The following is a 23,218-nucleotide window of genomic DNA, read 5'->3' as shown; positions in this document are numbered from 1 at the left end:
GGTGAACGGGCGAGCGGGCGCGGGACCCGCGACGTGGGGCCAGACGGCGATCCGGCGGGCGCTCGCCGCCCTGGAGCCGCTGGACCACCAGTTCAACCTCGTGTGGGGCGGCCCGCTCGACGCGCCCGTGCCGACCGAGGCCGCGACCGCCGTCGTGCGCGGGCTCGTGGAGCGGCACGACTCGCTGCGCACGCGGATCCACCCGAGCGGGGACGGTTACGTCCAGGAGCTGTGCGGGGCCGGGGCGGTCGAGGTCGTCGAGGAGCGCGTGCCCGACGTGGCGGACGTCGCCGCGCACGGCGCGCGGCTGCGCGACGAGCTCTGGGGCCGCGCGTTCGACTACCCGGCCGAGCTGCCCGTGCGGGTCGGTCTCGTGACGGTGGACGGCGCGGTGCACCACACCGTGCTCGTCGTCGCGCACACCGCGCTCGACGGCTGGGGGCTGCCCGTGCTCGACGGCGACCTCACGGCGCTCGCGGCGGCGGCCACGCTGCCGGACGTCGAGGCGTGGACGCCGCTCGACGAGGCGGCCTGGCAGACCTCGGACGAGGGTCGGCGGCACGACGCCGCCGCGCGCGCACGCACCCTGCGCACCATGCGCGCGGCCCCGACGCAGGTCTTCGCGCCGCGCCCCGCCGAGGCCCTCGACGGGGGGCCGCGGTACCGGCAGACGGTCCTGCGGTCGCGACGCCTGGGGCCCGCGGCCGAGCGGGTGGCGGCGCGCTGGCGCACGAGCGCGTCCGGCGTCCTGCTCGCGGCGTCGTGCCGGGCGCTCGCCGCCGCTGCGGGCCGGGACGACCTCGCGCTGCAGGTCATGGTGAGCAACCGCTTCCGCCGGGAGCTCGCGACGGCCGTCGTGACGACGGCGATGGAGGGCCTGGTGCACGTCGACGGTCTCGACGCGCCGTTCGACGAGGTGGGCGCGCGGGTCTGGCGTGCGGCGATGACGGCGTACCGGTCGGCGTACTACGACAAGGACCGGCTCCAGGCGGAGGCCGCGGCCGACCCGTCGACCGCCCACGACGGCACCTGCTGGTACAACGACCGCCGCGGCACCGGACCCGACCGGACGCTGCGCGCCCGCCCCACGCCGTCGCGGCGGCTCGCGCGCGCCGACGCGTCCGACGAGCAGGGCGGCGTCACCCTCACGCTGCACCTCGTCGACGCCCCGGGCGGGGGCATCGACGTGGTCCTCACCGCCGACACGACGCGCGTGGACGACGCGACGGCGGAGCAGGTCGTGCGCGACGTCGAGCGCTGCGTGCTCGACGCGTCGCGCGAGGGGAGCCCCGGCGGGACGGTCACGCGCCGGTAGGAGCGCCGCCCGGCGTGGCGAGCGCGCGGACGACGAGGGCCTGCGCGAGCGTCCCGAACGGCCCGTCCTCGTCGTGGAGCGTGCTGTGCGTGACGCCGGAACCTGCGGGGCCGAAGACGACCGAGGTGTCCAGGCCGACCCAGCCGCCCAGCGGCGCGCGGAAGAGGTGGGCCGTGAGGTCGACGTTGGGGAAGGCGACCTCCCGCGGGTCCGCGCGCACGGCCATGCCGTTGGCGGCGTCGAGCAGACCCGCGGTGCGCGCGAGCGGCCCGACCTCCTCGTCGGCGACGAGCGGGACGTCGGTGCGCACCCAGACCGTCGCGCGCCCCGGCTCGACGGCCGTGCGGCGGACCTCGACGGAGTCGATGAAGCCGCCGGGCCAGAAGGTCGCCGGGTCCCAGGGCGGCGTCCGGTCCGGTCCCGGCACGGGCGCCGGCGCACCGCCGGCGAGGTCGGCGGTGTCGCCCGTCCGCACGAGCCACGCCCGGAGCGAGACGGCGCAGCGCCCCGCGCACCAGAGCGTCGCCTCGACGAGCTCCACGCCCCGCCCCGGGCGCACCACGCGGACCCGAGTCTCCACGTCGCCGATCGGGAACACGCCCCAGATGTCGTAGGCGAGGCGCGACGCCGCGAGGTCGTCGCGCCCCCGGGCGACGCGGTCGGTCTCGACGACGTGCGCGAGCAGCCCGAGCGCGGGCGCCACGTGCTGCTCGTCGGTGCGCCACGCCCCGCCGACGTGCGGGCTCGCGCGGAACGTCGTCGGGCCGGTGCGGAAGAAGTACGCCATCGTGCTCCTCGGTGGGGGTGGTCGCTCGGCTCTGCGAGCGGGTGACCCCACGAGTGTGCCCCGGTGCGACGGCGGCCGGTGCCCGTCGGCGGCACCGACACGTCCGAGGGGCGACCACGGGGGCGAGGTCGAGCCGTTCCGTCGACCTGAGAGGATCCGACCATGAGCGCGCCGATCCTCGACTCCCCGCTCCCGATCGTCGCCGCGCCGATGGCCGGCGGCCCGACGACGGTGGCGCTGTCGACCGCCGTCGCGTCCGCCGGAGGGTTCCCGTTCCTCGCCGGCGGCTACACGACGCCCGAGGCGCTGGCGGCCCAGATCGAGCCGCTCCGCGCCACGGGGCACGCCTTCGGGGTCAACCTGTTCGTGCCGTCGCGCGACGTCGTCGACCCGGACGCGCTCGCCGCCTACGCCGCCGAGCTCGCGCCGGAGGCGGACGCGCTCGGGGTCGTGCTCGACCCGACGCCCGTCGCCGACGACGACCGCTGGGAGGAGAAGCTCGCGCTCCTGCTCGCGCGGCCGGTGCCGGCGGTGTCCCTGACGTTCGGGCTGCCCGACCGGGCCGCGGTCGCCGCCCTCCGCGCCGTCGGGACCCGGGTGCTCGCCAGCGTCACCGCTCCCTCCGAGGCGAGGCTCGCGCGCGACGTCGGAGTCGACGGGCTCGTGGTCCAGGGCTCCGACGCGGGCGGCCACAGCGCCGTCCACGACCCCGGCCGGGACCCGGAGCCCGTCGCGACGACCGAGCTCGTCCGGCGGGTGCGGCGCGAGGTGGACCTGCCGGTCGTGGCCGCCGGTGGCGTCGACGGACCCGGGGCGGCGCGTGCGCTCCTCGACGCCGGGGCGCAGGCCGTGGCCGTGGGCACGCTGCTGCTGCGGACCGACGAGGCGGGCACGTCGCCCACCTACCGTCGCGCCCTCGCCGACCCCGCCTTCACCGAGACGGTCCTGACCCGGGCGTTCACCGGCCGGCCGGCCCGGGCGCTGCGCAACGGCTTCGTCGAGCGCCACCGGGGGAGCGCACCCGTCGCCTACCCCGCGGTGCACCACCTGACCCGCGGGCTGCGGCAGGCGGCCGCGGCGGCGGGCGACGCCGACCGCCTGCACCTGTGGGCGGGGACCGGCTACCGGAACGCGTCGGACGGGCCGGCGGCCGACGTCGTGCGGGCGCTCGCGGGCGTCTGAGCGGACGGGTCGGCGGCCGGACCTCAGGGGTCGCCGAGCGCGGCGCGGGCCGCGCGCGCGACGGCGGTCGCCAGGCGGTCGAGAGACGTGGAGTGCAGCCGCCACTGCTGCCAGTGCTGCGGCACGTCCATCGCCCGGGCGTCGTCGAAGCCCACGAGGCGTCCCGCGCGCTCGGCCCGGGCGCTCTGGAGGTCGGGGAGCATGCCCCACCCCATGCCGAGCTCGATCGCGCGGCGGAACTCGTTCGACGCGGGGACGTGGTGGCGGGGCGGGTCGATCACTGCCCCCGCCGCTGTCCCCGTTGCCTCCTGGGCGCGCAGCCGCAGGTAGCGCTCCTGGAGGTCGTCCTTGCGGTCGAACGCGAGGACGGGCGCGCGGGAGAGCGCGACGGCGGTCGGGCCCTCGGGGAACCAGCGCGCGGCGAACGCGGGGCTCGCCATGGGGCGGTAGCGCATCCGGCCCAGCAGGGTCGAGCGGCAGCCGGGGACGGCCTCGGCGACCGACGTCACCGCCGCGACGGCCGTGCCGTCGCGCAGCAGACCGATCGAGTGCTCCTCGTCCTCGCGCAGCACCTCGAGCCGGGCCCACCCCGACGCCTCGACGAGCGCCGGCAGCGCCCAGGTGGTCAGGGCGTCACCGGAGACGACGAGCGTGACCTCGGGCAGGGGCACACCGCCGTCGGCCTCGGGGTCGCTCGGACGCGTCGCGGTCCCGATCCCCAGCTCCGCGAGCACGTCCGCCTGCTGCAGGGCGAGGTGGCGCGCGTGCCGGACGAGCACCTGGCCTGGCGGCGTCAGCTCGGCGGGCTTCCCACGTCGCACGAGCACCTGGCCCACCGCCGACTCGAGCGCGCGCACGCGCTGGCTCACGGCGGACGGGGTGACCCCGAGGCGCTGGGCGGCGGCCTCGAACGTCCCGGCGGCGGCGATCGCGTCGAGCGTCCGGAGCTGGTCGGGCTGGAGGTCCACCATGAAGCAGATCTTAGGGAAGTGCAGAATCTTTCGCTGTACTTCATCGGCCCGCGTACCTACCGTCGAGGGCGTGCTCGCCGCTCTCTCGCCCCTCGCCGCCGGTCTGGCCGCCGGGCTGTCCCTCATCGTCGCGATCGGGGCGCAGAACGCGTTCGTCCTGCGCCAGGGCCTGCGCCGCGAGCACGTCCTGCCCGTCGTGCTCGTCTGCGCGCTCTCCGACCTCGTCCTCATCGCCGCCGGGACGGCCGGGCTCGGCGCGCTCGTGACCGGCGCGCCCGCGCTGCTCACCGCGGTGCGGTGGGGCGGTGGCGCGTTCCTTCTCACGCTCGCGGTCCTCGCCGCCCGCCGCGCCCTGCGACCCGGCGGTCTCGACGCAGCGTCCGGCGAGGTGTCGGGCGCCGGCGCGACGAGCGCCCGCTCCGCCGTCGGGACGTCGCTCGCCCTCACGTGGCTCAACCCGCACGTCTACCTCGACACCGTGCTGCTCCTCGGGTCGCTCGCAGCGGGCTACGCCGCCGCGCACGCCGGGGGGGCGGGCGACCCCGACGCCGCCCGCTGGCTCTTCGGGGCAGGCGCGATGGTCGCGAGCATCGCCTGGTTCACCGCGCTCGGCTTCGGCGCACGCCTGCTCGCACCCGTGTTCGCCAGGCCCGGCGCGTGGCGCGTGCTCGACGGCGCGATCGCCGTCGTCATGGCGACGATCGGGGTGTCGCTCCTCCTCGGCGGCTGAGGCGGCGCGTCCTCAGGACGTCGCCCAGACCCCCAGCTCGTTGCCGCTCGGGTCGAGGAAGTGGAACCGCCTGCCACCGGGGAACGCGTACGGGCCCTCGACCACCTGGCCGCCCGCGCCCTGCACGGCGGCGAGCGTCGCGTCGAGGTCCGCGGAGAACAGCAGCACGAGCGGCCCGCCCCGCGAGACGTCGGCCGCCTCCGCCAGGCGCAGCCCGCCCGCCTCGTCCGCACCCGACTCCGCGGCGGTGCGGATCCCCGCGTACCCGGGGCCGTAGGGGACGAACTCCCAGCCGAACGCCGCGCCGTAGAACGCCTGCGCCGCGGCGAGGTCGGTCACGGGGAGCTCGACGTAGTCGATCGAGTGGTGGATGCCGTGCGCGTGGGTGCTCATCCGGGCATCGTCGCGCGGGCCACCCACAGGGACGCGGCCTCGGTCAGCGGTCGGCGACCACGACGAACAGGGTGACCGACGCGAAGAACGCCGCGGTCGTGAGGTGCGCGACCCAGCGCTCGTACGCGTCCGGGTCGAGGTACCCGGCCCCCCGCGCGCGCCGGGCGACACGCCCGAGACCCAGCACGGCGTCGGCCTCGCCGACGTCCCGGAAGACGGCCGTGACCGGGACGACCCGGCGGACCGAGAGCCCCGAACGCGCGGCGAGCGCGGGGAGCTGCCGGCCCGTCCACGCGTTGCGTACCACCTCCTCGACCACGTACGCCTGGTACGCGTGCGTCGTCGCGCGGTCCGGCCCGTCGATCGCGAGGGTTCCCCAGTCCGGCTCCGCGAGCACGGCCCGCCCGCCCGGGCGGAGCACGCGAGCGATCTCGTCGACGGCGCGGCCGGGGTCCGCGACGTGCTGGAGCACGCGATCCGTGTGGGCGCGGTCGACGCTCCCGGCGTCGAGGTCGAGCTCGTGGGCGTCGCCCGTCCGCACCGTGACGTTGCGGGTCCCCGCCACGCGCTCCCGCGCCGCCTCGACCGCTTCGACGTCGTGGTCGATCCCCACGACCAGCCCGTCGGCGCCGACCGCCGCGCTGAAGGCGAGGAGGTCGGCACCGGGGCCGCACCCGACGTCGACCACGGTGTGGCCGTCCGCCAGGGCGAGCTCCGCGGTCACCATCGCCTTGTAGCCGCGCCCGAGGTCGGACGCCGCCAGGCGCATCAGGTAGTCGTCCGGTCGGGTGGCCTCGAAGATGTCCGCCATCCGACGATTCTCGGCTCTCGTCGGCGGCGTCGGCGGGACAGAACGGCAGGATCCGGGACGGAGACCGTGAAGGGGCCGAACCGTCGCCGAAGGGGTCACGGATCCATGACCCTGGTCGACGGACCCGCGGGCGGCGACCGGTCAGGTGAGGTGGTCGAAGTCCCCCCGGACCCAGGCGGCGTGCCGCTGCGCGGAGCGGAGCACGACCTGCCGCGCGTCGGCGGGGACGACGCCCTCGAAGTTGTTGTACAGCCGCTCGAACGGGCGTCGCGCTACGTGCTCGGCGACGCGCAGCACGACGGCGGCGGACAGCGGGATGCGGTTGGGGTAGGACCGCATGAAGCTGACGGACGTCCGGTCCGGGTTGGCGAAGATCGTGTCGCCGGACAGCAGCACGCCCCGGCCCTCCGCGCCGGCCGCCCAGTGCACGACGGCGCTCCCGGGGAAGTGGCCGCCCGGCTGCGACAGGACGACGCCGGGCAGCACCTCGCGCTCGCCGGTCCAGGTCTCGATGACCGGGTCCGGGCGCGCGACCCAGTGCGCGTCCGCCTCGGCGACGAGGACCGGGACGCCACCGAGGGCGCGGCTCCACGCGACCTGGACGCCGAACATGTGGGGGTGGCTCGCCGCGATCGCGACGACCGGGCCGAGCGCGCGCACCTGCTCGACGGCGTCGTCGTCCACGTAGCCGGGCGGGTCCCACAGGAGGTTGCCCGCCGGGGTGCGCACGACCTTGGCCTGCTGGCCGATGCCGACGCTCGGCTCGCTCGACAGGCCGAACAGGTCGGGCTCGAGCTCCTCCAGCACGAGGCGCTCGCCGGCCGCGGCGAGCTCGGCGAGCGTCGTCCACGCCTGCCCGGTCGCGGGGACCCACTGGCGCTCGTCCGCGCAGATGGCGCACACGTCGGGTCGCTCGGCGTGCTCGACCGCGCACGTGCGGCAGATCCACCACTCCTCGCGGGATGCGGGAGCGTCGGGCGCGAGGGGCTCGGGGGACGGCGTCGTCGTCATGGGCACAGGTCTACCGTGACCCGCCGACACGCGTCGCCCGTCACCCGGCACCCGGGCGCCGACGCACCAGGGCATCCGGCACCTGCGAGACTGGCCGCCCATGATCGCCACCGTCCTCGTCGCGCACCCCTGGCTGTCGCCGCTCGCCCTCCTCGTCCTCGTCGTGGCGGGTCCGCTCGTGGGCGCGTGGCTGGCGGGCCGCCGACCGCTCGCGTGGGTGCTGTTCGGCGTCTCGCTGCTCCCGGTGCTCCTGCTGACCCTCGTGCCGGTCGACCGCGAGCTCTTCGCGGTGTGCACCGTGAGCTGGTCGCTGCCGACCCCGGGTCGGGTCGAGCTCCTCGCGAACGTGGTGCTGTTCGTGCCGCCGGTGCTGCTGGCCGCGGTCGCGCTGGGCAGGCCCCTCGCCGCGCTCCTCGGCGGCGTCGTCGCCTCCGCGCTCGTCGAGGTGGTCCAGGCGCTCGTCCCGGCGCTCGGGCGGTCGTGCGACACGAACGACTGGCTCTCCAACTCGATCGGGGCGCTGCTCGGCGCGGTCCTCGCCGTGGTCGCGCTCCGGCTCGCGGCCCGCCGGGAGCGCGCGACGAACCCGGGCTCGGTCCCCACCGCGCGCCGGTCCTGAGGAGCGATCCCGGGATCGACGACGGACCGGGCTCCGACACGACCGTGGGAACGCTTCCACCGACGGCCCTCCGCGGGTTAGCGTGGTGCTCCGGGCGCCGCCCGTCATCGCCGACCGGACCGCCCAGGAGATCGCCATGCCGCCCACCACGCTCGACGACGTCGCCGCGGCGGCCCGCGTCTCGCGGTCCACGGCCTCGCGCGTCGTGCGCGGCACGGGCCCCGTCTCCGACGCGGCGCGCCGTGCCGTCCTCGCCGCCGTCGAGGAGCTCGGGTACGTCCCGCACCCCGGTGCGCGGTCGCTCGCGAGCGGGCGCGGCGAGCGCGTCGTGGTCGCGGTCGGGTCGCCGTCCGCCGACCTGCTGGGCGACCCCTACGTCGCGCGCGTCGTCGCGGCGGCCAGCCGCGCGGCCGACACCCAGGGCGTCGGCGTGGCGCTGCGCTGGCTCGGGCGCGACCCGCGCGACGAGCTGGCCCGTCTCGCGCGCGACCCCGGCGTGGGCGGCGTGCTGCTCGTCGACTACTCGGCCGAGGTGCTCGCGAGCGTGCCGCGCACGCTGCTCTCCCGTGTGGCGGCGATCGGCCCCGCCGACGGGCGCGTGCCCTCGTACGACGTCGACGCCGCCGCGGGGATCGCCGCGCTGGTCGAGCACGTGCTCGCCGAGGGTCGGCGCGACGTCGTCATGCTCACCGGCCCCGGCTGGCTCCCCGGCGCACGGCGCGCGGTCGAGGCGTACGACGCCGTCGTGCGCGCGGCCGGGCTCCCGCACCGCGTCGTGGCCGCCGACCTCACGTCCCTCGCGGGTGCGGAGGCGGCGCGCGAGGCCCGCCGGCGCTGGCCCGCCGTCGACGCGCTCGTCGCGATGAGCGACACGCTCGCCGTCGGCGCGATGCGCGCGCTCGCGGAGGACGGCGTCCGCGTGCCCGACGACGTCGCCGTCACCGGGTTCGACGACCAGCCCTTCGCGGCGCAGGCCGGGCCGGGCCTGACGACCGCGACCCACCCCGTCGAGCGGATCGCGGCCGCGGCGACGGCAGCCCTGCTGGACCGCCGCCGGCGCGACGACGAGCGCACGTTCCCGTCCGTCGTCGTCCGCCGCACGAGCGCCTGAGCGGAACCGCGGGCAGACGTCGGATCCGGTCGTCGGCGCGGAGCCCGCGGCGCGCGCAGTAGGGTCGGCTCGCGCCGCCGACGGGCGGCCTCACGAGCACCCGGGGGGAACCATGACGCTGCAGCCCGACCTGTCCACCGCCGGTACGCCGGTCCCGCCGGTCCCGAGCCCGACCCGGCGTCGCGGGCGCCTGGTCCTCGTCGTCTCGCTCGTCCTCGTCCTCGTCGTCGCCGCCGCGCTCGTCGTCTACCTCACCGTCCGCCCGCGCCTCGCCCGCGAGGCGAACATCGAGGACGTGGCGACGGCGTTCGAGGCCTGCGATCTCGACGTCACGGGCGCGACCCTCGACCGGGACAACGGGTCGATCGACTTCGGCGCGGTGGAGGCGGCGACGGGGCCCGGCGGGTTGGGCACGACCTGGGACGACGTCGAGTGCGTGGGCGACGCGCTCGGGATGCCGGCCGAGCACCTCTCCCGGCTCCAGGAGCCGGGCAGCGGGTTCGACACGGAGGAGCTCCGGTGGGACGTGTACATGGTGCTGCGCCTCCAGGGTGACGGGGACACCCACGTGTCGCTGTACCACGACTGGCAGGCGCCCGCCTACGGCGACTGAGGGCCGCGGCCCAGCGCCGGGAGCCGATCGCCCCGGCCGCGACGCCCACCGCCCCGTGCCTCCTCCTGCGCCCGCGGGGCGGACGTGGCAGCATCGCGCGTGGTCGCTGCGGACGATCCGGACGGAGGGGACGGGATGGGACTGGACGTCGACGGGGTCGAGCAGGAGGTCGCGACCGGGTCCCTCCCGGGGTGGGACCGCGTCGAGGAGCACGTGCGCGCGGCCCACGAGCGGTACCGCGCGCACGACGACGGTGCTGTCGCCGACTACATCCCCGTCCTCGCCGAGGCGGACCCGGCTCTGTTCGGGGTGTGCGTCGCCGAGTCGGGCGGGGCGGTCCACGCCGTGGGCGACGCCGACGTCGAGTTCTCCGTCCAGTCGATCTCCAAGGCGTTCGTCTACGCGCTCGTCTGCGAGGCCTACGGTCACGAGGGGGTGCTCGAACGGGTCGGGGTGGACAACACGGGCCTCGCCTTCAACTCGGTCATGGCGGTCGAGCTCCACGACGGCCACCCGCGCAACCCCATGGTCAACGCGGGCGCGCTCGCGACCACGGCGCTCATGCCCGGCTCGTCCTTCGCCGAGCAGTGGGAGAACGTGCGGACCGGCCTGTCCCGGTTCGCCGGTCGGCCGCTCGAGCTCGACGGGGTCGTGTACCGGTCGGAGTCGGCGACGAACATGCGCAACAAGGCGATCGCGCGGCTCCTGGAGAGCTACGGACGGATCGAGGTCGACCCGCTGGAGGTCGTCGACGTCTACACCAAGCAGTGCGCGCTGCGCGTGAGCGCGCGCGACCTCGCCGTCATGGGCGCGACCCTCGCGGACGGCGGGGTCAACCCGGTCACGGGCGAGCGCGTGGTCTCCGCGCAGGTCTGCCGGGACACGCTCGCGGTGCTCGCCGCGACGGGCATGTACGAGCGGTCCGGGGAGTGGCTGTTCGAGATCGGTCTCCCGGCCAAGTCCGGCGTGGCAGGGGGCATCGTCGCGGTCGCCCCCGGCAAGGGGGCGATCGGCACGTTCTCACCGCCGCTCGACCCGGCCGGGAACAGCGTGCGCGGCCAGCGCGCGACCGCGTACCTCTCGCGGACGCTCGGCCTCAACCTCTTCGCGTCCTCCCCGCACGTCCCCGTGACGACCACCCGCCCGACCGAGAGAAGGGACGCCGCCCTGTGAGCACCCGAGACGCCGTCGACGCCACCGCCGCACCGGCGACCGAGGACCGTCGGTCGTGGGTGCCCATGGTCGGCCTGTTCCTCGCCCAGGTCCTCATGTCGTTCAACGTCGCGGCGCTGCCCGTGTCGCTGGGCGGGATGGTGGAGGACTTCGGCGTCCCGCCGACCGTCGCGAGCACGACGATCGTCGTCTACGGCCTCGCGGTCGCCGCGCTCGTCATGACCGGGGCGAAGCTCGGCCAGCGGATCGGGTGGGTCGCGATCTTCCGGGTCGTCGTGGCGACGTTCGCCGGCTCGGCGCTGCTCATGATCCTCTCGCCGACCGTCGCGTGGGCCATCACGGGCCAGGCCGTCGCGGGCGCCTCGGCCGCGATCATCGTGCCCGCGCTCGTCGCCCTCATCGCGGAGAACTACCGGGGACCCCAGCAGGCGACGGCGATCGGCTCGCTCGGCTCGGCGCGCGCGGTGTCCGGCATGAGCGCGTTCTTCATCGGCGGCGCGCTCGGGACGCTCATCGGCTGGCGACCCACCTTCGGCATCGTCCTCGCGCTCGCCGTCGTCGTCTTCGTGCTCAGCTTCCGGCTCCGGTCCGACGCGGGCGACCCCGGCATCCGCATCGACCTCGTGGCCGCGGTGCTCATCGGCGCGGCCGTCGTGGCGCTCACCCTCGGCTTCAACAACCTCAACGCCTGGGGGCTGTTCTTCGCCGCGCCGGGCGCCCCGTTCGACCTGGTCGGCGTCTCGCCCGCACCCGTGCTCGTCCTGCTCGGCATCGTGCTCGGGCAGGCGTTCTTCTGGTGGACGCGGCGCCGGACCGCCGCCGGCAAGGTCCCGCTCGTCGACCTGTCCGTCCTCGCACGGCCCAGCGAACGGGCAGCGGTCTACGCGATGTTCGTCGTGGTCGCCCTCGAGGCCGCGCTGAACTTCACCGTGCCGCTGTACATCCAGATCGTGCAGGGCCGCACGCCGTTCGACACGGCGCTCGCGATGATGCCGTTCAACCTCACCGTGTTCGTCACCGCGACGCTCGTCGTGCGCTTCTACCGGCGCTACCCGCCGCGCACGATCGGGGTCTTCGGCTTCACGCTGACGACCGCCGCGCTGCTCTGGCTGTCGTTCGTCGTGACGAACAACTGGGAGACGCTGCCCACGATCCTCGGCCTCGTCGTCTTCGGGATCGGTCAGGGTGCGCTCGTGACGCTCGTGTTCAACGTGCTCGTCACGGCGGCGCCCAAGACCCTCGCGGGCGACGTCGGCTCTATCCGCGGCACGACGCAGAACCTCGCCTCGGCGGTCGGCACGGCGCTCGCGGGGGCGCTGCTCGTGACGATCCTGTCGTTCAGCGTCGGGCGCGCCGTCGTCGAGCACCCCGAGCTGCCGCCGTCGCTCGTCGCTCAGGTCGACCTCGACACCGTCAACTTCGTGAGCAACGACGACCTGCGCACGGTCCTCGCGGGCACCGACGCGACGCCCGCCCAGGTGGACGCCGCCGTCGCGCTCAACGAGGACGCGCGCCTCGGGACGCTGAAGATCGGCCTCCTCGTCCTGGCCGCGGTCAGCGCGACGGCGATCCTCCCCGCGAGCCGCCTGCCGCGCTACCGGCCCGACGAGATCCCCGACCCCGCGCCCGCCCGGTAGCCCGCTACACCTCGCGGTCTCCGGCGGCGTCGGGCCCGTCGGCGGAGCGGTGGACACCGCGACCCGACTCCTGACCGGGGCCGCCGTCCCGGGTCTCGGCGTCCGCGGAGCGCCCGCCGCTCCGGCGCAGCGCACGGGCCTGCTCGACCGCCTCGTCGCGCTTGGCCGCCTTCTTGTCACTCGCGCGCGTGTCGCGCGGCGGGAGCTGGAGGCGCTCCTCGGCCTCGAGCCCGCCCTGGAGCTCGCGGCTGCGCTCGACCTCCGCGTCGAGCTCGGCGCCGAGCAGGAGGGCGAGGTTCGTGATCCACAGCCAGAGCAGGAAGATGATGACGCCGGCGAGAGTCCCGTACGTCGCGCCGTAGCTGCTGAGGCCGCTGCCCAGGTAGAGCCCGAACGCGGCGGACGCCAGCGCCCACACGAGGATCGCGAGGAGCGCCCCGGGGCTGACCCACCGGAAGCGCGGCTGCTTCACGTTCGGCGTGAGGTGGTACAGCAGCGCGACGAGGACCACCACGAGCAGGAGCGCGACCGGCCACTTCACGACCTGCCACACGGCGATCGCGGTGTCCCCGAGGCCCACGAGCTCGCCCACCTGGCGCGCGATCGGTCCGGAGAGCACGAGGCTCGCGACGACGAGCGCCGCGAGAACCACCACGACGACCGTCACGCCGAGCATGACGGGCCGCAGCTTCCAGATCGGGCGCCCCTCCTCGACCTCGTAGATGCGGTTCATCGACCGGCCGAACGCCCCGACGTAGCCCGACGCGGACCACAGGGCCAGCACGACACCGATGACCAGCGCCCACCCGGCCTTGTCGGTGTCGGCGGCCTGCTCGACGAGCGGCTCGATCATGCTCAGCGTGGTGGACGGCACGACCCCCTCGACGCTCGTCAGGACCGAGTCGACCGCCTTCTCGCCGTCGCCCACGAGCCCGAGGATCGACACCAGCGCCAGGAGCGCGGGCGCGGAGGCGAGCACGGCGTAGTACGTGAGGGCCGCGGCGAGGTCGGTGCACTGGTCGTCCAGGAACTCGCGCACCGCGCCCTTGAGCGCGAACCCCCACGACGGCTTGTGCAGGTCGGTGGGGGAGCCCGGCTTGCGCTCGGCGTCGGGGGCAGGCCCGGCCTCGGCGTCCGCCGCGGTTTCGGACGCGCGGCGTCCGCTGCTGCTCTCGGTCATGGCGGCCTCCTCGGTGGGCGTCGCCTCGGCGCACGACGCTCGCGTCGGCGGACCGGCCTCGCGGCCCGTCCCGGACCCTCACCACGCTCGGGGCGCCCGGCTGCACCCGCAAGCCGGGGACGGTCAGTGCGAAGTGCCCGCACGCTCCCCGCTGTGCCAGGTGAAGGCGACGGCGTGGGGCGGGTCCTAGCGCGTGACGCGGCCCACTCGGCGGTGAAGACGCCGACCGCGCGCTCCGGCGGGCCGGGACGGCGAGGGTCGTGACGAGCGGTGCGGTCGTCGCGGTCATGAGGTCCTCGCGACGGGTGCGTCCTGTCGACCGTGGCCCCGATGCGCGAGCAGGCAGCCGCGGCTACGGCGCGGCCGCGGTCGACCGCCGCTCGACCAGCGCGACGTCGATGCGGGTAACGCCGGTGGGTCGGTCGGCCAGCTCGTCGCGGGCTGCGTCCTGGGCGGGCCGCCGCGGTCGCGACGCACCGTCGTCGAGCGCGTCCAGGAGCAGGTCCGCCGCGGTGCGCCCCTTGAGCGCGGTGTCCTGCGCGACCGTCGTGAGCGGCGGGTCGACGTAGCGCGCGATCTCCGCGTCGTCGAACCCGACGACCGACACCTCGCCCGGCACACGGACCCCGGCCTGGGTCAGCCCGCGCGAGATCCCGGCGGCGAGGACGTCCGCCGTGGCGAACACCGCCGTCGCGCCGGGATGACTGGCCGCGACGCGCGCGGCCGCGTCGAGGCCGTCGTCGTACGTCGTGTTCGCCGGTACGACATGCAGCACGACGCCGTCCCCCGCCTCGCCACGGACCACGTCCTGCGCCGCTCGCTCCTCCCGGGTGTGACGGTCGGGCGCGCTCGGCTCGGCCGCGTCGGCCGGGTCGAGCCCGAGCCCCGCGCGGAAGCCGGCGAGGCGCTCGCGGACGACCTGGCTCGTCGTGCCCACGGGCCCGCACAGCACGACCTCGCGGTGACCCAGGGCGCGCAGGTGCTCGCCTGCGAGCCGCCCGCCCTCGAAGTCGTCGGCGCGCACGGTCGCGGCACCGGGGGCGTCCACGTAGGTGTCGACGACGACGGCGGGCACGCCCCGCGGCAGGTCGAGCGTCGCGAGCTCGTCGTCGGTGAACCCCATGACGACGATCCCGTCGAGGTTCCAGCGCTGGACGGAGTCGAGCACGTCGCGGTGGTGCGTGACGCCCCGCAGCATGAGGTGGTGGTCGCGCTCGCGCAGGCGCGCCTCGACGGCCCCGGCGACGGCGACGTCGTGCGGGCTGCCGAGCAGGCTGCCGCCGTCGGCGCGGTCGGGTAGCAGCAGGCCGACGAGGCGGGTGCGCCGCGCGGCGAGGCTCTGCGCCGGACCGTTGGGCACGTAGCCCCGCGTGGCGACGATGCGCTCGACCTCGCGGGCCGTCGCGGGGGAGACGCGGCCGAGGTTGCCGTTCACCACGTTGGAGACGGTCATGACGGACACGCCCGCCTCGCGGGCGATGTCCTTGAGCGTGACGCGGGCCATCGTCGGCGCGGCTCCTTCGGTCGTGGGCGGGGCGCGGGTCGGCCCGAGGGTCGACGGTAGCGGCGACGGCGTCCGGGCACCGTGACCAACTCGTGACCCGTCGGTCGCTTGACGCCGATCCTAAGCGCGTTTAGCGTTAAACGTATACCGCTAAACCTGCACTGCTCACGGTGGGGACGGCGACCGACGGGACGTACCGGCGGCGTCGAGGGGCAGCGCGTTCCCGACACCCAGCAGACGCGGGCATCATGGCCCGGAGTCCTCAGCGAGGAGAGACGATGAAGTCAGCAACCACGGTGGGCGCGGCTGCGCTCACCGGCGCCCTGGTCCTCACCCTGACCGCGTGCGGCACCGGCGACGACGCCGAGGGTGACGGCGCCGCCACCTCCGGCGCGGTCGAGATCGAGGTCTCGATCGACGCCGGCCTGGACGACGACGCACGAGCCAAGTTCGACGAGCGCGTCGCGCAGTTCGAGGAAGAGCACCCGGACATCACCGTCACGGCGCGCGAGTACACGTGGGAGGGCACGACCTTCGCCACCGAGCTCGCGGGCGGCACGCTCCCCGACGTCTTCACGATCCCGTTCACCGACGGCCGCGGGCTCATCGAGCGCGAGCAGATCGCCGACATCAGCGACCTCGTCGCCGAGCTCCCGTACGCGGAGGACTTCAACCCGAACGTCGCGCAGGCCGGCCAGGCCGCCGACGGCTCGATGTGGGCCGTGCCCATCGCCGCCTACAGCCAGGGCCTGCACTACAACCGCACGCTGTTCGAGCAGGCGGGGCTCGACCCCGACGACCCTCCGACCACGTGGGAGGAGGTCCGCGAGGACGCGAAGACCATCGCGGACGCCACCGGCGTCGCGGGCTACGCGACCATGACGTCGGGCAACACCGGGGGCTGGATCCTCACGACGCTCACCAACGCGTTCGGCGGCTCCGTCCAGGAGTTCGACGGCGAGACCGCGACGTCGACGATCGACACGCCCGAGCTCACCGAGGTGCTCGAGTACCTGCACGCGCTGCGGTGGGAGGACGACTCGATGGGCGCGAACTTCCTCTACGACTGGGGGAGCATCAACCAGGACTTCGCCGCGGGCCAGATCGGGATGTACGTCTCGGGCGGCGGCAACTACGGCAACCTCTTCACGCAGAACGCGATGAACCCGGACGACTACGGGCTCACCGTCATCCCGCTGGTCGGCGACGGCGGCGTCCTCGGCGGCGGCACGCTCGCCGCGGTGAGCGCGAAGGCCTCGCCCGAGGAGCAGGCGGCCGGCGTCGAGTGGATCGACTTCTACTACATGGAGAAGCTCACCGACGAGGCGGCGGCGAAGCTCGACGCGGAGACCGCCGTCGCGAACGACCAGCCGGTCGGCGCCCCGGAGCTCCCGGTCTTCGACGAGCAGACGTACCTCGAGTCGCGCGCCTGGACCGAGGAGTACGTCAACGTGCCGGTGGACCAGATGAGCTCCTACACGGAGAACATCTTCGACCAGCCGGTCGTCCCCGAGCCCGCACGCTCGACGCAGGAGATCTACGCGCTGCTCGACCCGGTGGTCCAGGCCGTGCTCACCGACGAGGACGCGGACATCGACGCGCTCGTCGCCCAGGTGCAAGAGCAGGCCCAGGCGCTCCTCGACGCCGCTCAGGGCTGACGCCCACCGCCGAACCCGGGGTTGCTGCACTGCACCCCCCGGTGCCGAACCCGCCCGTATCCCCGGGTTCGGCCGCTCCCCGGTCCAGAACCCCGGGTTCGGCTTTTCGCCCGACGGCCCCCTCGGGTGAGCGCCCCGACAGACCACCACCAGCCCGCCCGTCCGCCCTGCGGTCGAAGGAGATCGTCGTGCACCGAACCTGGCCCACCTCCACCCTCGCTGAGGGCATGAATTGGGCACGCTCGCGTCGTTCCGACAGGGCCCATTCCATGCCCACAGCGGGGGCTGTGGTCGCCGCGCTCGTCGGGGCCGCGCTGGTCGCCGGGCCCGCGGCGGCGGAGCCCGCCGTCGCTCCCGCCCTGCCGACCGAGGTCGCCCCGGCAGTCACCGCCACGCTGCCGATCGAGCTCGAGGCGGAGGATGCGGTGCTCGTCGGGGGCGCGGGCGTCAACGACAACCACCTCGGGTTCTCCGGGACCGGGTTCGTCGACGGGTTCGTCATCGACCACACCGGGACCGCGAGCGTGACGTTCACGCTCGACGTCCCGGAGGCCGGCGAGTACGGCCTCAACCTCCGGTACGCGAACGGGCTCGGTTCCGACATGACGCTCTCGCAGGTCGTCGTGCACGACGACGCGGTCGAGGACCGGCAGGTCACCCTGCCCTCCGCGGTGGGGGCGTCGTGGAGCACGTGGTTCGTGCACCAGGAGGTCGTGTCGCTCGATGCGGGCGAGCAGACCGTCGTCTACCGCTTCGACGCCGACGACACGGGCAACGTCAACCTCGACGCGATCGCGCTGACGTCGGTCGGCGACCTCTCAGTACCCGGCGGCGGCGCGACCCAGCCCGGCACGGAGCCGGGCTCCGGCCCGGACACGCGGTACGACGACGTCGCGGACGTCCTTCGCACCACCGCTCCACGTGCGGGGCAGCAGTACGAGGCCGAGAGCGCGTTCACCGCGAACGGCGCAACCGCCGGGGTGGAGGGCGTCGATCTGGCCGCACCCCGTGCGCGCCTCGTCGTCGCGGTGGACGCGGCGAAGGCCGGCGACCAGACCGTGACGTTCCGGTACCGCAACAGCACCGGCGCCGACCAGGACGTGGTCCTCGCGGTGGACGGGCAGCCCGTCGGGCGTCTCGTCCTGGCCCCGCGCGAGCGCTGGGGCGACGTCGCGGTGACCCTCCCGCTCCGCGCCGGGCTGGGCAGCGTCGAGCTGCGCCGCACGGGCGCCCAGGGGGACGCGTCCGCTCAGGGTGCGCCGGCGCCGTCGGGCCTGGAGATCGACCGCGTGACGCTGCAGCGCGGCGAACCGTTCGCGGACCGCGGCGCGTCCACGCCCGCGACGACGTACGAGGCCGAGCACGGCCGCACGACCGGCGAGGTGCTCGCGCCGAGCCGCGCGTTCCGCACGGTCGCGGCCGAGGCGTCCGGCCGACAGGCCGTCACGCTCGACCGCACCGGCGAGCGGGTCGAGTGGACCCTCACGGAGCCGGCGAACGCGATCGTGCTGCGCGCGTCGGTCCCGGACTCGGCCGACGGGACCGGCCAGGACGGCTCGCTCGGCGTCTACGCGGGCGGGCGCAAGGTCGCCGACGTCGACGTCACCTCGCGCTACTCCCACGTCTACGGCGGCTACCCGTACGGCAACGACCCGACGCAGGGCGGGACGCAGCGGTTCTTCGACGAGACGCGCGTCGTCCTCCCGCGCGAGCTGAAGGTCGGAACGACGCTGCGCCTCCAGCGCGACAGCGCCTCCGCCGACCTCCCGTACACCGTCGACCTCGTCGAGACCGAGGTCGCGCCCGCGCCGCTCACGGCACCTCTCGGTTTCGTGGACGTGCGCGACCACGGCGCCACGGACGACTCCTCCACGGACTCGTCCACAGCCACCCCGACCGACGACACCGCCGCGTTCGTCGCTGCGGTCGCCGCGGCGCGCGAGGCCGGGACGGGGGTGTGGGTCCCACCGGGCCGCTTCACGCTGACCGACCGCGTGCGCGTGCACGACGTCACGGTCCGCGGCGCAGGGCCCTGGTACTCCGTGGTCGCGGGCCGCGACGGCAAGGGAGGGTTCTACGCGCAGGGGTCCGGCGTGACGATCGCGGATCTCATGGTCGACGGCGACGTCCGGTACCGCGACGACGCCCGGTTCGACGCGGCGCTCGAGGGCAGCTTCGGGCAGGGCTCGTTCGTCCAGAACGTGTGGGTCAGGCACACGAAGGTCGGCCTCTGGGCCGACACCGGCACCGACGGGCTGTACGCGCTCGGGCTCCGCGTGCGGGACACGTTCGCCGACGGCGTCCACCTGCACGGTCGGGTCACGGACACGCGCGTCGAGCACACGACGGTGCGCAACACCGGCGACGACGCGATGGCGATGTGGTCCTCGGGCGGCGCGGTGACGCGCTCGTCGTTCGTGCGCAGCACGGTCACGAGCCCGCTGCTCGGCAACGGCGCCGCGATCTACGGCGGCGACTCGAACAGCGTCTCGGGGCTCGTCGTGCGCGACACGCTCACCGCCGCCGCGGGTGTCGCGGTGAGCACGCGCTTCAACCCCGTGCCCTTCTCGGGGACCACGGTCGTCGAGGACAGCACGCTGATCCGCACCGGCGGGTGGGAGCCCAACTGGAGCACGTCGTTCGGGGGCATCTGGGTGTTCGCGGACACGAGCCACATCACGACGCCCGTCGTGATCCGCGGCACCCAGATCCTCGACTCGACGTACGAGGGGCTCCTGGTGAGCGGCAGCCACTGGGTGAACGACCTGCGGGTCAGTGACACCAGGATCGAGCGGACCGGCTCGTACGGCGTCGCCGCGCGCCTCGGCGGTGACCATCGGTTCTCCGACGTCCGCGTCTCGGGCGTCACCTCGCAGCCCGACGGCGACCACCACCTGTGGGGCACCGTCCACGACGAGGGCGGCAACTACGGCCTCCTCGAGAACGCGCCCGCAACGTGCTCGGTCGGGGCAGGGACGCTCACCGTCGGGGGCACGACGCTCACGACCGTGCGCGTCACCAACACCGGCACCGAGCCGCTGGATGGCTGGGAGCTCGCGTGGTACGCGAGGCCGGACGACGTCGTGGCCACGGGGATCGGCGTCACCGTCGCGCAGGACGGCACGCGGGTCACGGCCTCGGGACGGACCGCGCTGCGCCCGGGGCGCAGCACGACGTTCGTCGTGCTCGGCACCACGCACGTCCCCGGCCTGGGAGCCGGCCCGGCGTTCGACGCCGCCACGCTCGACGGCCTCGCGTGCGGGGTGACCCGCCCGTGACCTGAGCCCCGCCCCGCCACGACCACCCCCGAACCCGCACCGACAGGAACTGCCGCACATGACCTTCCCGCCCCGCCTCGCCACCAGCCCCGTCGCCCGCCCTGGGGCGACGATCCTCGGCGACCAGTACCGGATCACGGTGCTCGCCGACGGGTTGGTGCGCCTCGAGCGCGCGGAGGACGGCGTGTTCGAGGACCGCGCCTCGGCGTTCGCGCTGCACCGCGACCTGCCGGTGCCGGACTTCCGGGTGACCCGGCCCGGCACCGGGCCCGCGGACGGGGTCGAGATCGTCACGGACCGGCTGCGCCTGCGGTACGACGGGGGGCCGTTCAGCGCGAGCGGGCTCAGCGTCGAGGTGCTCGGCGCGCACTCGGCCTACCACGGGGTGTGGCGGTACGGGCAGCGCGGGCCGGGCGTCCCGGCGACGGCCGTCCCCGTGGAGCCCGACGCCGTCGGGAACGGGCCGGGCAACCTCGGCGGGACGGCGCGCACGCTCGACGAGGCGGACGGCCCGGTCCCGCTGGGCCCCGGGGTCGTCTCGCGCGACGGCTGGGCCGTGATCGACGACTCGGCCGGCCTCGTCCTGGACGACGACGGCTGGGTCGCTCCGCGCGACGGGTCGCGCCAGGACCTCTACGTCTTCGCGTACGGGCACGACTACCGGGCCGCGCTCCGGGCGCTGTACGCGCTGTCCGGGCCGCAGCCGGTGCTGCCCCGGTACGCGCTCGGCACGTGGTGGAGCAGGTTCCACCGGTACTCGGCCGACTCCTACGCCGAGCTCGTGCGGCGCTTCCGTCGCGAGGGCGTCCCGCTGTCGGTCGCGGTGCTCGACATGGACTGGCACGTGACCGACGTCGACCCCCGGCACGGGAGCGGCTGGACCGGGTACTCCTGGAACCGCGACCTCTTCCCCGACCCGGCGGCGTTCCTGCGGTCGCTGCACGACGACGGCCTGCGCGTCACGCTCAACGTGCACCCTGCCGACGGGGTCCGGGCGTTCGAGGACGCCTACCCGGCGATGGCGGAGGCGCTCGGGCTCGACCCGGAGAGCGGCGAGCCGGTCGCGTTCGACGCGACCGACCGCGACTTCCTGCGCGCCTACGTCGAGGTGCTGCACCGCGGGCTCGAGCGCGACGGCGTCGACTTCTGGTGGGTCGACTGGCAGCAGGGCGCCGTCTCGCGCGTACCCGGGATCGATCCGCTGTGGATGCTCAACCACGTGCACTACCTCGACAACGCGGGTGAAGCGTCGCGCGCCGCCGCGAGCCGGGCGACGCGGGCCCTGACCTTCTCCCGGTACGCCGGTCCGGGGAGCCACCGCTACCCGGTCGGTTTCTCGGGGGACTCGGTCATCTCGTGGGAGTCGCTCGACTTCCAGCCGTACTTCACCGCGACCGCGAGCAACATCGGGTACGGGTGGTGGAGCCACGACGTCGGCGGCCACATGCACGGCACCAAGGACGACGAGCTCGCGACGCGGTGGGTGCAGCTCGGCGTCTTCTCGCCGATCCTGCGCCTGCACTCGGCGGGGAACCCGTTCACGCGCAAGGAGCCGTGGACGTTCGGCCCCGAGGCCCGCGACGCGCAGGTCGCGGCGCTGCGCCTGCGCCACCGCCTGCTGCCGTACCTGCACACGATGAACGTCCGCGCCGCGCGCGCTGGCGTCCCCCTCGTCCAGCCGCTCTACCACGAGTGGCCCGAGGCTCCCGAGGCCTACAGGGCACGCAACCAGTACCTCTTCGGTTCCGAGCTCGTCGTCGCGCCGATCACCGCCCCTGCGGACCGCGCCTCCGGAACCGCCGCGGTGCGCGCGTGGCTCCCGGAGGGCACGTGGGTCGACCTGCTCGGCGGGCTCGTCTACGACGGCGGCCGGGAGGTCTGGCTGCATCGAGACCTCGCGAGCATCCCCGTCCTCGCGCGCACCGGCGCGGTCGTGCCGCTCGACGGCGCGACCGTCCCGGGCAACGGCGTCGTGCACCCCGAGCACGTCGAGGTGCTCGTCGTCGTCGGGTCCGACGGCGCGCTCGACCTCGTCGAGGACGCGGAGGGCCTCCCGTCGGGTGGCCTCCCCGGCGGGCTGCTCCGGGAGACCCCGGGGGACCCCGCCCACGAGGCGCGCACGCCGGTGACGTTCGACCAGGCGGCGGGCCGCGCCGCCGTCGGGCCCGTCCAGGGCGACGTCCGCGTGGTCCCCGCGGCGCGGCGCTGGACGCTGACGTTCCCGGCGCTCGGGGGCCTGCGTGCCCCCGCCGACGTCGCGCCCGTCGTCACGGTCGACGGCACGCCTGCCGACGCTCTCGTCGAGCGCGACGACCACGGGCTGCACGTCACGGTCGAGGCAGTCGCACCGACGTCCCGCCTCGTCGTCGACCTCGGTCACGACCCCCGCCTCGCGGACAACGACGTCGCGGCCCGCGTGTTCACCGCGCTCGACCGCGCTCGCGTCCCCTACGACGACAAGGAGCGCGCCCACCGCGTGCTCACGGCGGACCGGCCCCTGTCGGTGCGCGTGTCGCACCTGCACGCGCTCGGACTGCCGCGCGCGCTCGAGTCCGCGCTCACCGAGATCCTCCTGGCCCGCGCGCCAGGGCAGCACGTCGCCGGCGGGGACGTCCTCATCGGTCTGTCGGAAGCCGTCCGACCGGCCTGAGGGTCCATCGGGGTGCCGCGCCGTTCGTGCTGGGGCGGCGCGGCACCCGGACGAGCGCCGCCGCGCCCCGTCGTGGTCGTCATGCGTTCTGCGTGACGACCCCGCGCCGTGGCGTCGTCATGCTGGCGGGGAGGGGCGATCGGGCAGGGGACAGGCGCGATGGGACCCCGGCCGGGCCCGGGTCGGAAGGGTGGGTGGTCGGCGTGGACCATGCGGAGGTGCTCCGGCGGCTCACGATCAACGACGAGCGCGTCGCCGACGGCGCGGCGCTCGGGGACGACGCGCTGTCCGGGCGCGACCGTGCCCTGGTGCGGATCGCGGCCGCGGTCGCCGTCGGCGCGTCGGTCCCCACGTACGGCGCCGAGATCGACGCCGCGGTCGAGGCCGGGATCGACCCGGCGGAGGTGGTGGGCGTCCTCGCGGCGGTCGTGCCGGTCGTCGGGCTGCCGACGGTCGTGGCGGCCGCGCCGCGGGTCGCGCTGGCCCTGGGCCTGGAACCCGTCGAGGGGTGGGACGACGCCGACGCCGCCGCGGACGACGCGGCGGCGGAGGGCGCGCCCCGGCGCCCCGGGTGATTTCCCCCGCTCCGGTTGAG

General features: G+C 75.3%; 19 protein-coding genes. 12 read left to right on the top strand and 7 right to left on the bottom strand.

Annotated elements, in window-relative coordinates:
• The first annotated feature begins 1 nt into the window (after window position 1).
• Complete coding sequence (locus ACTJIY_RS18755) at window positions 2-1,315, top strand: condensation domain-containing protein (protein ID WP_440675155.1); 1,314 nt, start codon at window positions 2-4, stop codon at window positions 1,313-1,315.
• On the opposite strand, the gene ACTJIY_RS18750 is transcribed toward ACTJIY_RS18755, so the two are convergent.
• Window positions 1,302-2,102, bottom strand: a complete 801-nt coding sequence (locus ACTJIY_RS18750) for a thioesterase family protein (protein WP_440675156.1) — start codon at window positions 2,100-2,102, stop codon at window positions 1,302-1,304. The two genes, ACTJIY_RS18755 and ACTJIY_RS18750, sit on opposite strands and share 14 nt — an antisense overlap.
• 162 nt (window positions 2,103-2,264) lie before the next feature.
• Between ACTJIY_RS18750 and ACTJIY_RS18745 the strand changes: the two genes are divergently transcribed.
• Window positions 2,265-3,284 carry an NAD(P)H-dependent flavin oxidoreductase gene (locus tag ACTJIY_RS18745; RefSeq protein ID WP_353707020.1) on the top strand — a complete coding sequence of 340 codons (1,020 nt, stop codon included), beginning with the start codon at window positions 2,265-2,267 and terminating at the stop codon, window positions 3,282-3,284.
• 23 nt (window positions 3,285-3,307) lie between these two features.
• Here ACTJIY_RS18745 and ACTJIY_RS18740 read toward each other — a convergent pair whose 3' ends face one another.
• Window positions 3,308-4,255: an ArgP/LysG family DNA-binding transcriptional regulator gene (locus ACTJIY_RS18740; RefSeq protein WP_440675157.1), complete on the bottom strand. Its 948-nt coding sequence runs from the start codon at window positions 4,253-4,255 to the stop codon at window positions 3,308-3,310.
• A gap of 70 nt (window positions 4,256-4,325) precedes the next feature.
• Here ACTJIY_RS18740 and ACTJIY_RS18735 point away from each other — a divergent pair, with 70 nt between their 5' ends.
• Entirely contained in the window at window positions 4,326-4,985 is a 660-nt protein-coding gene (locus ACTJIY_RS18735; protein WP_253051696.1) for a LysE/ArgO family amino acid transporter, read from the top strand.
• Window positions 4,986-4,997: 12 nt separating this feature from the next.
• Here the strand turns inward: ACTJIY_RS18735 and ACTJIY_RS18730 are convergent, their stop codons facing one another.
• From ACTJIY_RS18730 to ACTJIY_RS18720, 3 genes are all read right to left on the bottom strand, one after another.
• Window positions 4,998-5,378 carry a VOC family protein gene (locus tag ACTJIY_RS18730; protein WP_440675158.1) on the bottom strand — a complete coding sequence of 127 codons (381 nt, stop codon included), beginning with the start codon at window positions 5,376-5,378 and terminating at the stop codon, window positions 4,998-5,000.
• A gap of 43 nt (window positions 5,379-5,421) precedes the next feature.
• Complete coding sequence (locus ACTJIY_RS18725) at window positions 5,422-6,189, bottom strand: methyltransferase domain-containing protein (RefSeq protein WP_440675159.1); 768 nt, start codon at window positions 6,187-6,189, stop codon at window positions 5,422-5,424.
• A gap of 141 nt (window positions 6,190-6,330) precedes the next feature.
• Window positions 6,331-7,200 carry an MBL fold metallo-hydrolase gene (locus ACTJIY_RS18720; protein WP_440675160.1) on the bottom strand — a complete coding sequence of 290 codons (870 nt, stop codon included), beginning with the start codon at window positions 7,198-7,200 and terminating at the stop codon, window positions 6,331-6,333.
• A 100-nt stretch (window positions 7,201-7,300) separates the two neighbouring features.
• Between ACTJIY_RS18720 and ACTJIY_RS18715 the strand changes: the two genes are divergently transcribed.
• From ACTJIY_RS18715 to ACTJIY_RS18695, 5 genes are all read left to right on the top strand, one after another.
• Entirely contained in the window at window positions 7,301-7,819 is a 519-nt protein-coding gene (locus ACTJIY_RS18715) for a VanZ family protein (RefSeq protein ID WP_253051700.1), read from the top strand.
• A 136-nt stretch (window positions 7,820-7,955) separates the two neighbouring features.
• Complete coding sequence (locus ACTJIY_RS18710) at window positions 7,956-8,930, top strand: LacI family DNA-binding transcriptional regulator (protein WP_253051701.1); 975 nt, start codon at window positions 7,956-7,958, stop codon at window positions 8,928-8,930.
• 112 nt (window positions 8,931-9,042) lie between these two features.
• The gene (locus ACTJIY_RS18705; protein WP_440675161.1) at window positions 9,043-9,543 is read left to right on the top strand and encodes a hypothetical protein; all 501 of its coding nucleotides are present in this window, start codon (window positions 9,043-9,045) and stop codon (window positions 9,541-9,543) included.
• A 135-nt stretch (window positions 9,544-9,678) separates the two neighbouring features.
• Window positions 9,679-10,716, top strand: coding sequence for a glutaminase A (glsA, locus tag ACTJIY_RS18700; protein WP_440675162.1), 1,038 nt, complete (start codon window positions 9,679-9,681; stop codon window positions 10,714-10,716).
• Window positions 10,713-12,353, top strand: a complete 1,641-nt coding sequence (locus ACTJIY_RS18695) for an MFS transporter (protein WP_439158748.1) — start codon at window positions 10,713-10,715, stop codon at window positions 12,351-12,353. The genes glsA and ACTJIY_RS18695 overlap by 4 nt, the downstream gene beginning before the upstream one ends.
• Window positions 12,354-12,357: 4 nt before the next feature.
• Here ACTJIY_RS18695 and ACTJIY_RS18690 read toward each other — a convergent pair whose 3' ends face one another.
• Both ACTJIY_RS18690 and ACTJIY_RS18685 read right to left on the bottom strand, forming a co-directional pair.
• Window positions 12,358-13,533, bottom strand: coding sequence for a YihY/virulence factor BrkB family protein (locus ACTJIY_RS18690; protein WP_440675163.1), 1,176 nt, complete (start codon window positions 13,531-13,533; stop codon window positions 12,358-12,360).
• 352 nt (window positions 13,534-13,885) lie between these two features.
• Window positions 13,886-15,037 carry a LacI family DNA-binding transcriptional regulator gene (locus tag ACTJIY_RS18685; RefSeq protein ID WP_440675164.1) on the bottom strand — a complete coding sequence of 384 codons (1,152 nt, stop codon included), beginning with the start codon at window positions 15,035-15,037 and terminating at the stop codon, window positions 13,886-13,888.
• Between the two features lie 278 nt (window positions 15,038-15,315).
• Here ACTJIY_RS18685 and ACTJIY_RS18680 point away from each other — a divergent pair, with 278 nt between their 5' ends.
• From ACTJIY_RS18680 to ACTJIY_RS18665, 4 genes are all read left to right on the top strand, one after another.
• Window positions 15,316-16,695: an ABC transporter substrate-binding protein gene (locus ACTJIY_RS18680; protein WP_253051707.1), complete on the top strand. Its 1,380-nt coding sequence runs from the start codon at window positions 15,316-15,318 to the stop codon at window positions 16,693-16,695.
• Between the two features lie 269 nt (window positions 16,696-16,964).
• Window positions 16,965-19,973, top strand: a complete 3,009-nt coding sequence (locus ACTJIY_RS18675; protein ID WP_440675165.1) for a CBM35 domain-containing protein — start codon at window positions 16,965-16,967, stop codon at window positions 19,971-19,973.
• Between the two features lie 58 nt (window positions 19,974-20,031).
• Window positions 20,032-22,623 (top strand): TIM-barrel domain-containing protein, encoded by a 2,592-nt coding sequence (locus tag ACTJIY_RS18670; RefSeq protein ID WP_440675166.1) that lies wholly within the window; start codon window positions 20,032-20,034, stop codon window positions 22,621-22,623.
• A gap of 203 nt (window positions 22,624-22,826) precedes the next feature.
• On the top strand, window positions 22,827-23,198 hold the full coding sequence (locus tag ACTJIY_RS18665) for a carboxymuconolactone decarboxylase family protein (protein ID WP_353707032.1): 372 nt from the start codon (window positions 22,827-22,829) through the stop codon (window positions 23,196-23,198).
• Window positions 23,199-23,218 lie beyond the last annotated feature (20 nt).

Origin of the sequence: Cellulosimicrobium sp. 22598 (assembly GCF_052044445.1) — a bacterium.
Taxonomy (GTDB): domain Bacteria; phylum Actinomycetota; class Actinomycetes; order Actinomycetales; family Cellulomonadaceae; genus Cellulosimicrobium; species Cellulosimicrobium cellulans_G.
This window is presented reverse-complemented; position numbering and strand designations above follow the sequence as displayed.

Bases quoted from the DNA above. Each gene is read 5' to 3' on its own strand.
- ACTJIY_RS18730 (WP_440675158.1), bottom strand. From the start codon at position 5,378: ATGAGCACCCACGCGCACGGCATCCACCACTCGATCGACTACGTCGAG.
- ACTJIY_RS18745 (WP_353707020.1), top strand. From the start codon at position 2,265: ATGAGCGCGCCGATCCTCGACTCCCCGCTCCCGATCGTCGCCGCGCCG.
- glsA (WP_440675162.1), top strand. From the start codon at position 9,679: ATGGGACTGGACGTCGACGGGGTCGAGCAGGAGGTCGCGACCGGGTCC.
- ACTJIY_RS18720 (WP_440675160.1), bottom strand. From the start codon at position 7,200: ATGACGACGACGCCGTCCCCCGAGCCCCTCGCGCCCGACGCTCCCGCA.
- ACTJIY_RS18740 (WP_440675157.1), bottom strand. From the start codon at position 4,255: ATGGTGGACCTCCAGCCCGACCAGCTCCGGACGCTCGACGCGATCGCC.
- ACTJIY_RS18675 (WP_440675165.1), top strand. From the start codon at position 16,965: ATGCCCACAGCGGGGGCTGTGGTCGCCGCGCTCGTCGGGGCCGCGCTG.
- ACTJIY_RS18690 (WP_440675163.1), bottom strand. From the start codon at position 13,533: ATGACCGAGAGCAGCAGCGGACGCCGCGCGTCCGAAACCGCGGCGGAC.
- ACTJIY_RS18715 (WP_253051700.1), top strand. From the start codon at position 7,301: ATGATCGCCACCGTCCTCGTCGCGCACCCCTGGCTGTCGCCGCTCGCC.
- ACTJIY_RS18685 (WP_440675164.1), bottom strand. From the start codon at position 15,037: ATGGCCCGCGTCACGCTCAAGGACATCGCCCGCGAGGCGGGCGTGTCC.
- ACTJIY_RS18725 (WP_440675159.1), bottom strand. From the start codon at position 6,189: ATGGCGGACATCTTCGAGGCCACCCGACCGGACGACTACCTGATGCGC.
- ACTJIY_RS18750 (WP_440675156.1), bottom strand. From the start codon at position 2,102: ATGGCGTACTTCTTCCGCACCGGCCCGACGACGTTCCGCGCGAGCCCG.
- ACTJIY_RS18670 (WP_440675166.1), top strand. From the start codon at position 20,032: ATGACCTTCCCGCCCCGCCTCGCCACCAGCCCCGTCGCCCGCCCTGGG.
- ACTJIY_RS18705 (WP_440675161.1), top strand. From the start codon at position 9,043: ATGACGCTGCAGCCCGACCTGTCCACCGCCGGTACGCCGGTCCCGCCG.
- ACTJIY_RS18710 (WP_253051701.1), top strand. From the start codon at position 7,956: ATGCCGCCCACCACGCTCGACGACGTCGCCGCGGCGGCCCGCGTCTCG.
- ACTJIY_RS18680 (WP_253051707.1), top strand. From the start codon at position 15,316: ATGAAGTCAGCAACCACGGTGGGCGCGGCTGCGCTCACCGGCGCCCTG.